The organism is Amycolatopsis vancoresmycina (assembly GCF_000716785.1).
In the GTDB taxonomy this organism is placed as follows: Bacteria; Actinomycetota; Actinomycetes; order Mycobacteriales; family Pseudonocardiaceae; genus Amycolatopsis; species Amycolatopsis vancoresmycina.
In genome coordinates this window covers 50,540-63,726 of sequence record NZ_JNYY01000001.1, presented here as the reverse complement: position 1 = coordinate 63,726, position 13,187 = coordinate 50,540, and the positions used below count along the sequence as shown (strand labels likewise).

The 13,187-nt window shown below is 71.7% G+C and carries 13 protein-coding genes; 5 read left to right on the top strand and 8 right to left on the bottom strand.

All coding sequences use genetic code 11. The features are described 5' to 3' along the window. Positions 1-8: 8 nt before the first annotated feature. Positions 9-1,106 (bottom strand): FAD-dependent oxidoreductase, encoded by a 1,098-nt coding sequence (locus OO60_RS00295; protein ID WP_004562226.1) that lies wholly within the window; start codon positions 1,104-1,106, stop codon positions 9-11. Next, positions 1,103-1,786 (bottom strand): TetR/AcrR family transcriptional regulator, encoded by a 684-nt coding sequence (locus tag OO60_RS00290; RefSeq protein WP_004562227.1) that lies wholly within the window; start codon positions 1,784-1,786, stop codon positions 1,103-1,105. Before OO60_RS00290 ends, OO60_RS00295 begins: the two co-directional genes overlap by 4 nt. Before the next feature lie 424 nt (positions 1,787-2,210). Between OO60_RS00290 and OO60_RS00285 the strand changes: the two genes are divergently transcribed. Then, positions 2,211-2,639 carry a DoxX family protein gene (locus OO60_RS00285; protein ID WP_004562228.1) on the top strand — a complete coding sequence of 143 codons (429 nt, stop codon included), beginning with the start codon at positions 2,211-2,213 and terminating at the stop codon, positions 2,637-2,639. Here the strand turns inward: OO60_RS00285 and OO60_RS00280 are convergent. Together OO60_RS00280 and OO60_RS45315 are read right to left on the bottom strand one after the other, a co-directional pair. Further along, positions 2,636-3,151, bottom strand: a complete 516-nt coding sequence (locus OO60_RS00280) for a VOC family protein (protein WP_004562229.1) — start codon at positions 3,149-3,151, stop codon at positions 2,636-2,638. The genes OO60_RS00285 and OO60_RS00280 overlap by 4 nt on opposite strands. Before the next feature lie 75 nt (positions 3,152-3,226). After that, positions 3,227-3,862: a TetR/AcrR family transcriptional regulator gene (locus tag OO60_RS45315; protein ID WP_004562230.1), complete on the bottom strand. Its 636-nt coding sequence runs from the start codon at positions 3,860-3,862 to the stop codon at positions 3,227-3,229. Between the two features lie 50 nt (positions 3,863-3,912). Here OO60_RS45315 and OO60_RS00270 point away from each other — a divergent pair, with 50 nt between their 5' ends. Beyond that, the gene (locus OO60_RS00270) at positions 3,913-4,365 is read left to right on the top strand and encodes a YybH family protein (protein ID WP_004562231.1); all 453 of its coding nucleotides are present in this window, start codon (positions 3,913-3,915) and stop codon (positions 4,363-4,365) included. Positions 4,366-4,604: 239 nt separating this feature from the next. On the opposite strand, the gene OO60_RS00265 is transcribed toward OO60_RS00270, so the two are convergent. The 3 genes from OO60_RS00265 to OO60_RS00255 all read right to left on the bottom strand — a co-directional run bounded on the left by OO60_RS00265 (position 4,605) and on the right by OO60_RS00255 (position 7,892). Further along, positions 4,605-6,779 (bottom strand): ATP-binding protein, encoded by a 2,175-nt coding sequence (locus tag OO60_RS00265; protein WP_240490939.1) that lies wholly within the window; start codon positions 6,777-6,779, stop codon positions 4,605-4,607. Positions 6,780-6,849: 70 nt separating this feature from the next. Further along, positions 6,850-7,293: a hypothetical protein gene (locus OO60_RS00260; protein WP_004562233.1), complete on the bottom strand. Its 444-nt coding sequence runs from the start codon at positions 7,291-7,293 to the stop codon at positions 6,850-6,852. Continuing rightward, positions 7,290-7,892 (bottom strand): RNA polymerase sigma factor, encoded by a 603-nt coding sequence (locus tag OO60_RS00255; RefSeq protein WP_004562234.1) that lies wholly within the window; start codon positions 7,890-7,892, stop codon positions 7,290-7,292. The genes OO60_RS00260 and OO60_RS00255 overlap by 4 nt, the downstream gene beginning before the upstream one ends. Before the next feature lie 114 nt (positions 7,893-8,006). On the opposite strand from OO60_RS00255, the gene OO60_RS00250 reads away from it, so the two are divergent. Then, the gene (locus tag OO60_RS00250) at positions 8,007-9,044 is read left to right on the top strand and encodes a hypothetical protein (protein WP_004562235.1); all 1,038 of its coding nucleotides are present in this window, start codon (positions 8,007-8,009) and stop codon (positions 9,042-9,044) included. Between the two features lie 241 nt (positions 9,045-9,285). Beyond that, entirely contained in the window at positions 9,286-11,715 is a 2,430-nt protein-coding gene (locus tag OO60_RS44860) for a tetratricopeptide repeat protein (RefSeq protein ID WP_051767602.1), read from the top strand. Between the two features lie 42 nt (positions 11,716-11,757). Here OO60_RS44860 and OO60_RS00240 read toward each other — a convergent pair whose 3' ends face one another. Beyond that, complete coding sequence (locus tag OO60_RS00240; protein ID WP_003103314.1) at positions 11,758-12,270, bottom strand: lytic polysaccharide monooxygenase auxiliary activity family 9 protein; 513 nt, start codon at positions 12,268-12,270, stop codon at positions 11,758-11,760. A 263-nt stretch (positions 12,271-12,533) separates the two neighbouring features. Here OO60_RS00240 and lexA point away from each other — a divergent pair, with 263 nt between their 5' ends. Next, a complete protein-coding gene (lexA, locus tag OO60_RS00235; RefSeq protein WP_003103316.1) occupies positions 12,534-13,187 on the top strand; it encodes a transcriptional repressor LexA in 654 nt (217 codons plus the stop codon).

Genomic DNA, 13,187 nt, shown 5'->3' with positions numbered 1-13,187 from the left:
TCCTTTCGTCAGTGCCGGTCAGCGAACCGCGCCATCTGCTCGACCATCGCGGCGGGCGCGCCGGGGGCGAAACAGGCTTCGAGGTTGTCCGCGGAACCGCGGGCGGCTTCTTCCGCGCGGGGGAACATCGCCGCCTCGTAGGCCGCGAGAGCGCTTTCGACGTCGTCGTGGCCGGCCAGCGCGAGCGCGAGCTCGGCGGCGTCGAGCATGGCGAGGTTCGCGCCCTCGCCGGCGAAGGGCGACATGACGTGGGCGGCGTCGCCCAGGAGTGTCACCCCCGGGACCCGCGGCCAGCGGTGACCGACCGGCAGGGCGTGGATCGGCCGCGGGATCAGGGCGCCCTCGCTGTCCGCGACGAGCGCCCGCAGTTCGGGGGCGAAGTCCGCGAAGACCTCGAGCAGCCGGTCCCGGTCCGCGAGGCCGGTGACCGCGGCCGGGTCCGGGGTGCCGACGGCGGCGTACACCCGGATCCACCCGCCGCCGGTGCGCTGGGCGATCAGCCCCCGGCCCTCGGCGAGCGCGAACATCGACCCGGCCCCGACCAGCGCCGCGTGCCGGTCGTCCCCCTCGGGCAGCCGGGCCTCCACGAAGGACATCCCGGAATAGCCCGGCACCGCAGCGGAAACCAGCGGCCGGACCTTCGACCAGGCGCCGTCCGCGCCGACCACCAGGTCCGCCTCGACGACGTCGCCGCCGTCCAGGGTGAGCCTCCCCGGCGCCACCGCGGTCACCTTGGCACCCCAGCGGACGACGCCGTCGGGCAGGGACTCCACGAGGATCCGCTTGAGGGCACCGCGGTCGACCTCGGGCCGGGTGCCGCCGCTCGCGCCGGCCGCCTCCTCGAACCGGACGGCACCGTGGCGGTCGAGGATGCGCAGGGCTTCCCCCTCTTCGCGGGCGGCCGCGCGGAACTCGCCGAGCAGCCCAGCTTCGGCGAGCGCGCGCTGACCGGACTCCTCGTGCAGGTCCAGCGTGCCGCCCTGGTCGCGGGCGGACGGCGACGCGTCGAGCTCGTACACGGCCGACGGGATGCCGCGGGTGTGCAGGACCCGCGCCAGCGTCAAGCCGCCGAGGCCGCCGCCGACGATCGCGACGGCGGGCGTCATCGGGCCGCTCCGGGACGCGGGGTGGCGAGCGCGCCGTTCAGCAGCGCGTCGAAGGCCCACCGGGCGCGGGCGGGGCCGGGACCGGACACCAGGTCGGCGGCCAGCGCGGCGATGTGCGGGTGGGTCCGCGGCGACACCGTCGCCACCGACTCTTCCATGACCTCGTGCTCGCGGGCGGCCCCGGGCTTCTCCCGGCGGGTGCCGTGCTCGACGGCGGTCGCGGTGGCGGTCAGCAGCAGCACGTCGACCGCCCACGCGGCCCGCCCCGGCGCCATGCCGCCCTCGTCGAGCAGGGCCAGCACCGCCTCGACGAGCGCGAGGTAGTGCGGGCCGCTCAACCGGGTCACCAGCGCGACCCTGGCCAAGCTGGGGTGCGCGAACAGCACCGCGCGGTAGGAGTCCAGCACCGCCCAGAGCCGTTCGCGCCAGTCGCCCCCGCCGGCCAGGTCCACCTCGGCGAGCAGCTCGTCGAGGACCGCGGCGTGCAGCTCCTCGGCGTCCTTGACGTAGACGTAGAGCGACGCCGCGCCGGTGTCGAGCTCCTTGGCGAGCCGTCGCATGGTGACGCGCTCGACGCCTTCGGCCCGCATCACCGCGACGGCGGCCGCCACGATCCCCTCGCGCGTCAACGCCGGTTTCGCCGGGCGCTCCCGGCGGTTGTACGTGCTTCCCGCAGCCATGGCCCCAGTGTAGCGAACATGTTCGTGACGAGCACGTTCGACCCGAACATGTTCGCAGTAGCCGCATCACGGCCGGATAACACATCATTCGGACGCAGCGAATACGGCAATCGGATCCACGATTTTGTTCAGTGGGCCGTTAAGTTGCGACATCGAAAGACTCGAAAATTTCACGAAACAGCGGACCGGTTTCCACACTGGTCTGGACCACGCAGTGAAGATCACCCGGACGGCGGCTTTCCCTTGCACGGCAACGTCACTGGGTGATCAGCCGGGACGGCTCGCAATTTTCGAAAGCGCCTTACCCGACTTCGGGGTCTTGTGACAACTCCCCACGAGCGGTATATCTGGAGCACCGAATTCGCAGCGGCCGGTCGCGCCCCCGGCCGGTTCGATGCCGCCCGCTCCCGCCAACGGAGGCACCATGCACCGCCTTGAACCGGCCCGCGAACACGTCATCGGGCTCTACCGCATCGTCATCGGCTTCCTCTTCACCTGCCACGGCCTCAAGACGATCTTCGGCCTCTTCGGCGCGAAGAGCACCACCGCCGTCACCGCCTGGCCCGCCGGGTGGGCCGCACTGATCCAGCTGGTCTGCGGCACGCTGATCTGCCTCGGCCTCGCCTCCCGGGCCGCCGCCGTGCTCGGCTCCGGCTCGATGGCCTTCGCCTACTTCACCGTGCACCTGCCGCTGGGGCTCTTCCCGATCCAGAACGGCGGCGAAGCGGCCACCCTGTTCTGCTGGGGACTGCTCCTGATCGCGTTCGTCGGCCCCGGCCGCTTCGCGCTCGGCAACCTCCCGGTCCTGCAGCGCTCGTCGGAGCCGGCCCGGGCCCGCGTCACCGCCGGCTAGGTACGCGAGATCCCGACGCCGCTGCGCGCGTCGGGACCGTACTTCGCCAGCTCCGCCGCGAGGTCCAGCCGTCCGATCGACGCGCTCTTCGCCCGGTCCTCTTCGGTCAGCAGGTCGCGGGGGATGATCCAGACGACTTCGAACTCGATCCCGCTGGGATCCTTGGCGTACAACGACTTCGTGGTGCCGTGGTCGGACGAGCCGACCAGGGCGCCCGCCTCGGTGAGCCGGGCGGCGAGCCGCTCGAGGTCGCCGAGGGTGTCGACCTCCCACGCGAGGTGGTACAGCCCGACCGACGTCCGCCCGGCGCCGGAATCCGCGGCGTCCGGGCCGACCTCGAACAGGCCGAGGTCGTGGTCGTTGGCCGAGCCGGGAGCGCGCAGGAACGCCGCGCCGCGGTGGCGGTCGCCGTCCTGGATGTAGCCGAAGCCCAGGACGTCCCGGTAGAAAGCGACGCTCTCGGCCAGGTTCCGGACGTACAGCACGGCGTGGTTCAGGCGGAAGATCGACATCGGTGCTCCACGGTCCCGGCGGCGCGCAAATAGGTTGAAGTTTCAACTTCAGGCTAGGCGCGAACCCGGGACCGGTCAAGCCACCAGCGACGTCACCCAGAGCCGGCCGAGCCAGGCCGCGTACCGCTCGCCGGACCACGCGCGCTGCTCGACGAGCCGGTGCCACAGCGTCCCGTCCGTCGTCGACCACAGCACGTCTCGGCACTCCTCCTCGGAGACCCCCAGCTGCCCGGTGGCCGCGGCCGCGCGGGCGTGCTCCCCCATGCTCTCCAGCCGCTGCCGGTCGATCTCGGCGAGCATCGCCGCGGCGGCCGGCTCGCTCGCCGCCGCGCCGCGCACGGCGAGGTGCAGCCGCGCGGTCCGGAGCATGACCGAGGCGTTGACGACGGCGAAGGCGGTGAACCGGGTCCGCAGGTCGGGCTCGGCGAACAGGGCCCGCAGCTCCGGGCGCTCCAGCAGCGGCACGTCCCGGTCGTCCCCGCCCACGGCGACGTCCCAGGCGCGGTGCAGCAGCGCGGGCTTGTTCTTGAACGCCGCATAGACGGTCTCGGGCGCAACCCCGGCTTCGGCGGCGACGTCCGCGATGGTCGTCCGGCCGTAACCGCGCGTGACGAACAACTCCTGCGCCGCACGCAGGATCCGCCGCCGGTTCTCGTCCGCCTGCTCCCGGCGCCGGCTCGAGTCGTACTGGCGCTTGACGGGCCCACTCATCGGATACATCCTCACTGTATTGAAACCAGCACGACTGTATTGGAGTCATCATGCCATCACCCACCGACGCGTTCCTGGCCGACATGCTGCCGCGGCAGACCGCCGCCGAGCAGGCCATCCACGACGGCGACCCGGAGCCGCGCACCGCACTGTGGTCGCAGGCCGACCCGGTGAGCCTGTTCGGCGCCTGGCTGCCGGTCCGGACGGGCTGGGCGGACGTCAGCGCCGCGTTTCGCCGCGTTGCCGCCCAGTTCGCCGACCGCCGCGACTACCGCTTCGAGGTCATCGCCGCCGGCGCCGGCGGCGACCTGGCCTACACGATCGGCTTCGAGCACAACACGGTGTCGGTGAACGGCCACGAGACGACCTACACCCTGCGCGCGACGCACGTGTACCGCCGCGAAGGCGGCGAATGGAAGATCGTCCACCGCCACGCCGACCGGCCCCCGGACGAACCCGCACCCGAAGAGGACATGACGGAGACCCACTCTCGGTACGCATGACGACCGACCGGGCGACAAACCTTCGACACCGCATCGAGGCCCTGGTCAGGCCCGCCGGCGGTTCGTAGGGTGGGTCCACCGCAGGACATCCCGTCAGCCGTCCCGCGGGCGGTGGTGCCCCGGATCCGACCTTTCCCCGAAGCCACGTCCGGGGCACCACCGCATCATCCGGCCCCCGCCCGGACACGGACGGAGATCGAGCAGGTGCCGGCCGGGTGGCTCGGGAGCCTGCTGCGGACCTAGCCCGGGGCGGTTCCCGCCGTGGCTTCGAGGGCGCGGATCCGCGCACGGAGGTTCGCGCTCTCCGTGGAGCGGCAGTCGTCGTAGATACGCAGGGCTTCGCGCCAGCAGTCAAGTGCTCGTGCCGTGTCGCCGGTGTCGCGAAGCACGTCGCCGAGCGTGTCCAAGGTGTCGGCGAAGAAGGTGGGGAAGAACTCAGAGGAAACGATGCGCAGGGCCTGCTCGCACAGCTCGATCGCTCTCTGGTGGTTCCCCGCGCTGTGGTGAATCGTCGCCATGGCGCGCAGATTGCCGACCTGTCCTTCACAGTCGCCGGCCTGCTCGCTGAGCACGAACCCCCGGTGGGCGCGGTCGAGAGCCACCGCAGTCTCGCCCTGGCGGAAAGCGATGGCCGCCAGGACTGACTCGATCTGGGCTTCGATGCGTCCGTGCTGCGCCCCCGGGGCGAACGGCAGCGCCGCCAGCAAGTAGTCCTTCGCCTCGGCGTACCGCCCCTGCATCCAGCTCCCATCACCGAGTTGCATGAGTGCCGTCGCTTCGTACCACGGCTTCCCGAACTCACGGGCCATCACCAAGGCGGTGCGAAGCACGCCGTCGGCGTCCTGCCACCGGCCGAGCACCTGGTACGTCTCCCCCAGCGCGATCACTGCGTGGATCTCCGCGGAAGCGTCGCCCGTGCGGCGAGCGGCCACCAATGCCCGCGAGCGCAGGTCGCACAGGTCGTCCCAGCGTCCCCGCCGGTGCAGGATCATCGCGGTCGTTTCCCCGAGCAGAAGCGTCAAGGACGTCTCCTCGTGGAGGTCGGCATCGCGGGTCGCGGCGACCAGGTTGTCGACCTCGAGCACGGTCCACGCCCACGTCTCCTCCGGTTCGGCGAGCCGGATCTCCGGGCGGGTGCGGGTGGCCGGCCGCACCGCGGGAGCCCAGTCGCGGTGCGCGGGGAACAGGATCCCCAAAGCCGCCCTGGCGTGGTGGGCGTACCACGTCAGCAGGGCACGCCGCGCCTGTTCCACTTTCGACGGCGGATCGTCCCGCTCGGCCCGGTCGACGGCGAAGGCGCGCAGCAGATCGTGGAATCGGTACCGCTGCCGGCCGGCCGCCGACTCGATCACGTGCGCTCGCGCCAATGCCGCGAGCACCCGCTTCGCTTCGGGAAGGTCGAGCCCGGTGACCGCCGCCGCGGCTTCCACCCCGAATTCCTCGCCGGGATGCAGTCCCAGGCGGCGGAACGCCCGCGCGTGCCCGGCCGGCAACCGCCGGTAGGACCAGCCGAACACCGCCCGCACCGCCGCCCGGTCGTCCCCGTCCCGGCTCAGCGCGTCCAGGCGAAGGTGGTCGTCGGCGAGTTCGGCGACCACATCCCCCACCGTGACGTGCGGGGGCGTCACCTGGCTGGCGGCGATCCGCAACGCCAGCGGCAGCCGGCCGCAACACCGCACCAGCGCCCGGACCGCGTCCGGTTCGGCGGCGGCCGTGGCCGGGCCGAGGATGCCGGTCACCAGCTCCACGGCTTCGTCCTGGGGCAGCAGGTCCAAGGTCAGGCGGGTCGCCGCCTCGGTGACCACCAGCCCGGTCAGGCTGTCCCGGCTGGTCACCACCACGACGCACCCGGGTGTTCCCGGCAGCAGCGGACGGACCTGACCGGCGTCGTTGGCGTTGTCCAGCACGATCAGCATCCGCCGCCCCGCCACCAGCGACCGGAACAACCCCGCCTGGGCCTCCACCCCCACCGGAATCTGCTCGGCGCGCATGCCCAGCGCCCGCAGGAAGCCCTCCAGCACCTCACCGGGGGTGGCCGGGTCCCCCGTTCCGTAGCCACGCAGGTTCACGTGCAACGTGCCGTCCGGGAACCGGTCCTGCACCCGGTGCGCCCACCACACGGCCAACGTGGTCTTCCCGATGCCCGCAGTTCCCTCCACCGCCGAGATCACGACCGCGCCCGGAGCGCTTCCGTCTTCGGCGGGCAAAAGGGCGTCCAAGGCCGCGATGTGGTCGGCGCGGCCGGTGAAGTCCTTGATCGCCAGTGGCAGTTGCCGCGGCACTCCCGGCCGCGTGCCCCCGGCCCACGGGTCGGGCGGCGCGGTCAGGCTGACGTGCCGGATCGTCCCGGCCTGCACCACCGGGCCCGTCACCCCGCCACGGACATCGTTGGCAACGCCGGTTCCCTCCGTCACGGGAGCAGTGTGTCGCTTCCCGTGCCTCCCGGCGCGAGCCGGACGTCCAGGTCCACCCGCACGGAGCAGGTCACGTGCCGACGACGACCGACGGTGTCAACGCCGTTCCGCGGTCCCGGACCACCAGCTGCACCGGGCCGCGGGCGACCCCGTCGAAGGCGAACCTCCCCTGTTCGTCGGACCTGGCCGGCCGCGGACCGTCCGCGGTGCGCAGCTCGACCGCCACGGCGCCGGGCGGGGTCAGCCAGCCGTCGACGCGGATCGTGTCGGCCGCCGACTGCGTCACGGTGAGCACGACCGTCCGGCTCGTTCCCTCGAACGTCATCGAGTGGGTCCGTTCGCCGCCGCGGGTGGTGGCGGGTTCGCGGCAGCCGCAGGTCTTGAGGATCTCGATGTCGGGGCCGGCCGGTTCCAGGGCGAACAACGCCCAGTCCGCCAGCAGGGGCGGTGGCGGGTCGACGGCCGACCACAGGTCGCGGATCCGGCGCAGGACGGCGTCCTCGGAGCTGGTCACGGTGTCCGTCCTTCCTCGCCGGGGATTCCGGCTTCCAGGAGCCGGCGCAGCCGGGCCAGGCACCGGCCGCGGGTCGGGCCGATCGAGCCGTGGGGCACGCCGAGGCTCTCGCTGATCGCGTCGTAGTCCGGGCGCGGGACGAACGCGACGATGCGCAGCAGGGCCTGGCACCGCTCGGGGAGCTGCTTCACCAGGCTCCAGAGCCGCCGTTGGGTGTCCGAAGCCACCGCGAGCTGCTCGGGGCCGGGATCGTCCGCCGGGGTGTCACGGAGGTCCCAGGGATCGACGAACCGCTCGGCGCGACCGGCGCGGGCGACCCGCCACGCCTCCCGCTTGGTGACCTGCACGAGCCAGCCGGTGAGCGCCGCGGGGGTGCGGATGTCCGCCAGCGAACGCACCAGGGCGAGCCAGGTCTGCTGCACGACGTCCGACGCCGTTTCGGCGTCGATCCCCTGCGCCCGCGCGACGTGCCAGAGCATCGGGCTCAGCGCGCGGACTATCTCGGCGAAACCGGTGCGGTCGCCGGCCCTCGCCGCCTCGAGCAGTTCGCCGATGTGCGCGTTCGTGGCCGGTGTCGGCGAGCCGGTCTCGGAAGTCATTCCCACCACCTCCGAAGCAGCCAGAAAACAATAACAGGATTTCCGGGGTATCCACGCGTTTCCGGCCGCACTCCTGGTGCCATCGGTGACCGGAATCCGGAGGAGTGGAGTGCAGTGGCGACGAAAGAAGAAGTGAACGCGTCGGTCGGGCTCGTGCTGGCGATCATCGGGGCGGTGTGCGGGACGGTGGCGACCAGCCTGGCCGCCGAACCGGGCCCGATCAGGCTGCTGGGACTCTGCCTCGGCGCGGCCATTCCCCCGTTCGTCACCGCGGTCGGCCGGTGGCGCCCGGTCCGGGCCGGTCTGGCGGTGCTGATCACCGTGGTCGCCGCGGTGGTCACCTATTCGGGCGCCTTCGGCGTGGGAGTGGCGACGGATCACAAGATCGTGCCTGCTCCGCCCGGCGTGCCGGGGCCGACCGCCCCGTGGCCACCCACCACACCGCCCACAACCGAAACATCCGTTCACGAAGACCGCGAACTCGAGACAACGCCGGAAAAATTGACCTGCCAACCGGTCTGCACCGGTGGAATCACGATCAAGAGCGTCGGCAAATCCCCTGTTCCCATCAAATCCGTGGAACTCACCGGCCCGGCGAAGGCGAAGTTCACCCGCACCGACGACTGCGTCGGAAAAACCCTCGCTCCCGATGCCACCTGCAGTTTCCAGGTGACGTTCGAACCCGGGGGCGCGAGTGGGCCGCAAACCGCCCAGGTGATCATCCGCGACGACCACGGGCTCGAGAAGACCGTCGAACTGAGCGGTGGAGGCGACCTTCTCGATCTGAGCGTTTCGCCGACCGGGCTGAGGTGCGTCGTACAACCCGCCGGCACCGTCGACGGCCGTGACGCGCTCCAGGTGTTCTTCCACGTCTCGCTGACCGGCGATCCCGCGGACCTGCCCGGGCTGGTCCCGGTGAAGGTGACCGCAGGCCCGGGCAAAACCGTCACGCTCCACACGGCGGTCGGCAAGACCGGCTCGACCGTCGCCGCGCTGCCGCTGGCCGCGACCGACTACGGCCAAACCCGCACCGTGATCGTCACCGTCGATCCGGCTCGTGAAATCGCCGAACTCAGCGAGGCGAACAACGCGCTCACGACCCACGTGAAGCTCCCCGCCAAGCCTGGCCACTCCACCGCAGTGCCCTGCTGACCCTTCGCCCCGCCGCGCCTGCGCGGTTTATGGTGGGAACGCCGGCGAGGGAGGGGTTCTGGACGAACGGATTTCGGCCCGCAACCGGGTCCACGGCCCGACCGGCCCGGTCCTGCAGGCGGGGGCGGTCCACGGCGACGTCCACCTGCATTCCGCGCCGTCGCCGGATCCCGGGCGCGTTCCGGCGCGGCCGGTCGGCGGGTGGAGCCCGTTCGACCTCGGTGTCCACCGGGCGATCACCGTGGGCGGGTCGCCGGCCGGTGAGCGGCTGCCGGATCTGCCCGGCTACCTGCGCCGCCCCCACGACGACGAGCTGGCCGGCCTGCTCGACGACGTGACCGCGAACGTGATGGTGGTGCTCAGCGGGGAATCGTCGACCGGCAAGACGCGGGCGCTCTACGAAGCGGTGCTGGCGAGCCGGTCCCTGCGCGACTGGCCGCTGTGGTACCCCCGCACCGCCGACGACCTGCTGCGGCTGCTGCACTCCGGCCGGCTCGCCGACAAGGCGGTGCTGTGGCTCAACGAGACCCACAACCACCTGTCCGGCCCGACCGGCGACCTCGCCGCGGCCGCCCTCCGGGACCTGCTGGACGGCTCCCACGGCGGGCCGTTCGCCGTCGTGGGCACGCTCTGGCCGCAGTTCTGGGCCGAGTTCGTCGCGCAGCCCAGAAGCGGGCAGCGGGACGAGCACGCGAACGCCCGGGCCCTGCTCCAGCACCGGGCCAGCCGGATCCGGGTCGCCGAGCAGCTGAGCCGGGCGGAGGTCGCCCGGCTCCGCGCGACCAGTGCCGTCGACCCCCGCCTCGCGGCCGCCGCGTCGGCGTCCGGCGACGGCCGCCGGGTGATCCAGACGATGGCCGGCGGCCCGATGCTCGTGGAGCTGTTCGAACACCCCGACGACGAAGACGGCCGCTACGCCGCCGCGATCCTCACGGCCGCGGTCGACGCCCGGCGCCTGGGCCACCTCCAGCCCCTGCCGCGTGCCCTGCTGGAAGCCGCCGCCGGCGGCTACCTCGGCGAACGCGACCGGGTGAACCCTCCGGACGACTGGTTTTCCCGCGGTCTCACGCGCGCCGCGGACGAGGCGCTGCTGGGCGTGACCGCCCTCGTCGCCCGGCGGAGACAGCCGGGCACCGGGCCACCCGACGGCTACGAGCTGCACGACTACCTCGACCAGCACGGCCGCGCGGCCCGCCGGTGGACACCGGCCGCCGCCGAGCTGTGGGAAGCCTGCGTGACCCATGCGGCGCACCCCGAGGATCTGGTGCGCCTGACCGAGAACGCTTACCAGCGCCTGTTGTACCGCTACGCGGATCCGCTGATGGACCGGACGCTGGAGCTGGCCGACACCGGGTACCGGAGTCACCTGGTCGATGTGCTCGCCGAGTTCGGCCGGGTGGAGCGAGCAACGGCTGTTCTTCGCACCGTTGGCGAATCTGAAGCCCCCGCCCTGATCACCCGATTGATGTGGCATTCTCACGAAGCCGTGACCACCATGCTCGTCGATACCGGCCGTATCTCCGATGCCGAGACGCTCCTTGAAACGCTGAACATCTCCGGATCCGACTCCCGATGGGCATGGAAGGCACTCACAGACCTCCTAGTCGCTTCGGGGCGAGCCGATGAAGGCATCGATCTGCTCCGCTGGCTCATCGAGCGAAGCCGAACCACAGCAGATTCACTCGTCGACGAGAGATCCACCGAACGACTGCCAACCACCACGGCGGCCGCGTACCTGTCCTTGGACGCAGGCACCGTGGGAGAACGGCTGGCCGACCTGTTAGCGGACGCCGGTCGTTGGGAGGATGCCTTGGCGGTGGCACAAACCACTGCCGCGCACTGGCCTCGCACCTGGCTCGCCCGGCAGTTCGCGAACCACGGACGGCTGGACCGGCTCAAAGCTCTTGCGGAGGTCGGCGACGCCGATGTTTCGCTCATCCTGGCGGAAAAGCTCCTCGAAAGGGGCGAGGTACCGGAGGCCATCCGGCTGGCGGCCGGAGCGAGCCCGGGTAATCCGAGCGCCCGGTTGTTGGAACTGCTGGTTCAGCACGGACGGCAGGAACTCGCCATCGAGCTCGGCCTCCCCCGGAACCGGCCACAGTCCGCTGAACTGTTGCAGGCGCTGGCCCGTGCCCTGCTCGCGCACGGCCACCGGGAACGTCTGGTCAGCCTGCTGAAGGAGCTCAGCGAACCCGTCTCGGCGTCCTTCCACAATGCCGTGGAGGAGATTTCGGAAACAGTCGCCGACCTGCTGGCCGACCTGGACTGCTGGGAGGAGGCGCTCAAGATCGCCCGGCGGGACTCGGAATGGGCGCGGCGCTGGGTCGCGCAGCGCCTGGCCAAAGCGGGCAACTTCACTCAGGTGAGGCGGCTGGCCGAAACGGGCAACGAATACGCGGGCGCCGAACTCGTCCGCCACCTCGTCGGCAACCGCCGCTCCCGCGAAGCGTTCGACCTACTCAACGAATCCGCCCGTTCGGGGGCGGCCTGGTCCGACCGCGAACTCGCGAACCTCCTGGCGGATTCCCAGCTCTGGGACGAGCTCGTCACCCGCGCGGCCAACGGCAGCCGGTACGCGGCTCGGGCGCTGCTGGCCGCCGCGCACCGGGCACAGCTGCCCGATTCCGCGCTGCTGCTCGAACGGGGCCTTTCCCCGCACGGCCGGGCCTGAAGGCCGCGGCCCGGGAGCCGCGCGCTCCCGGGCCGCGCCCGCTCAGCTCACCTGCAGGTCGATGCAGGCGTAGAACGCGTTGGCCGTGTCCGCGATGTTCCACACCGCCAGCACCGTCTGGCGGCCCGTGTGGCTGCCCAGGTTGACCTGGTGCGCCACCGTCGCCGGGGGCTGCTGGTTGTTGCCGCTCACCTCCGCGATCTTCTGGCTGCCGATGAAGTACTGGTAGTTCGACGTGCGGTGGCGGGCGGTGAAGGTCCACGTGAACGTCACCGTGCGGCCCACCGGGGCCGCGCGCCAGCCCTTGCTGTTGTCGTTCAGCTCGGCGAACTGGGACAGGCCGCCGTTGCAGGACTTGAGGCCCTTCGGCCCCTCCACGCTCTGGGGTTCGTACTGGATCTGCCCGCACTGCACCGTGTGCTGGGCGCACTGCGCCTGCCGGCTGGCCGGCGAGCTGACGTAGCCGTGCGCGCTCGCGATACCCGCCGGGTTCAGCACCACCAGCACCGGGGCCAGGAGTGCGCCCACCGCGGCCGCGACCAGTTTGCGGTTCATACCAGCTCCTTCGGGGACAGGCTCGCCTTCCGCCGCCGGGCACGGCGGAGCTGCGGCCGGGGTGGGCCGCCGCGTCGGAAGGGTTACGAGCGAAGGAAAATTGTGGTCTAGACCATACGTCGATTCGTTACGAAGGTCAACGGCTGGCAAAGTCCCGGTTGGTGTTGGTAAGGCGCCAACCGTCACCCGGTGTTCCGGTCAGCGGGACCGCGTGCCGGGGACCGGGCGGCGAGCGGCCGGCCGCAGCCCCTAGGATCACGCCCGTGACCACCTACGACGACACGTTCGAGCACCTCGACCCCTCGCTGCTGCCGGAGCGGCAGCAGAAGATCCTGGTGGCGATCCGGGACTGGGTGGTCCGGCACGGCTACTCCCCCAGCACCCGGGAGATCGGCGACGCCGTCGGCCTGCAGTCGACGTCGTCGGTGTCGAAGCACCTGGCCGCGCTGGAGGACAAGGGGTACCTGCGCCGCGGCGCGGGAGTCTCGCGGCCGATGGACGTGCGCGCGTTCCTGCACGGCACCGCCGCCCCCGAGGACGGCGACTCGGTGCCGGTGCCCGTGGTCGGCGACATCGCCGCCGGCACGCCGATCTCGGCCGTCGAGCACGTCGACGACGTCCTCAAGCTGCCCCGCGACCTGACCGGGCGCGGGAACGTCTTCGGGCTGCGCGTGCGCGGGGATTCGATGATCGACGCGGCCATCTGCGACGGCGACATCGTCGTGGTGAAGCAGCAGTCGGAGGCGCACTCGGGGCAGATCGTCGCGGCGATGATCGACGAAGAGGCGACCGTCAAGGTGTACCGCCGCCGCGACGGGCACGTCTACCTCGAGCCCCGCAACCCGGCCTACGACGTCATCGACGGCGACCGCGCCACGATCCTGGGCGCGGTCGTGTCGGTGCTGCGCAGCGTCTGA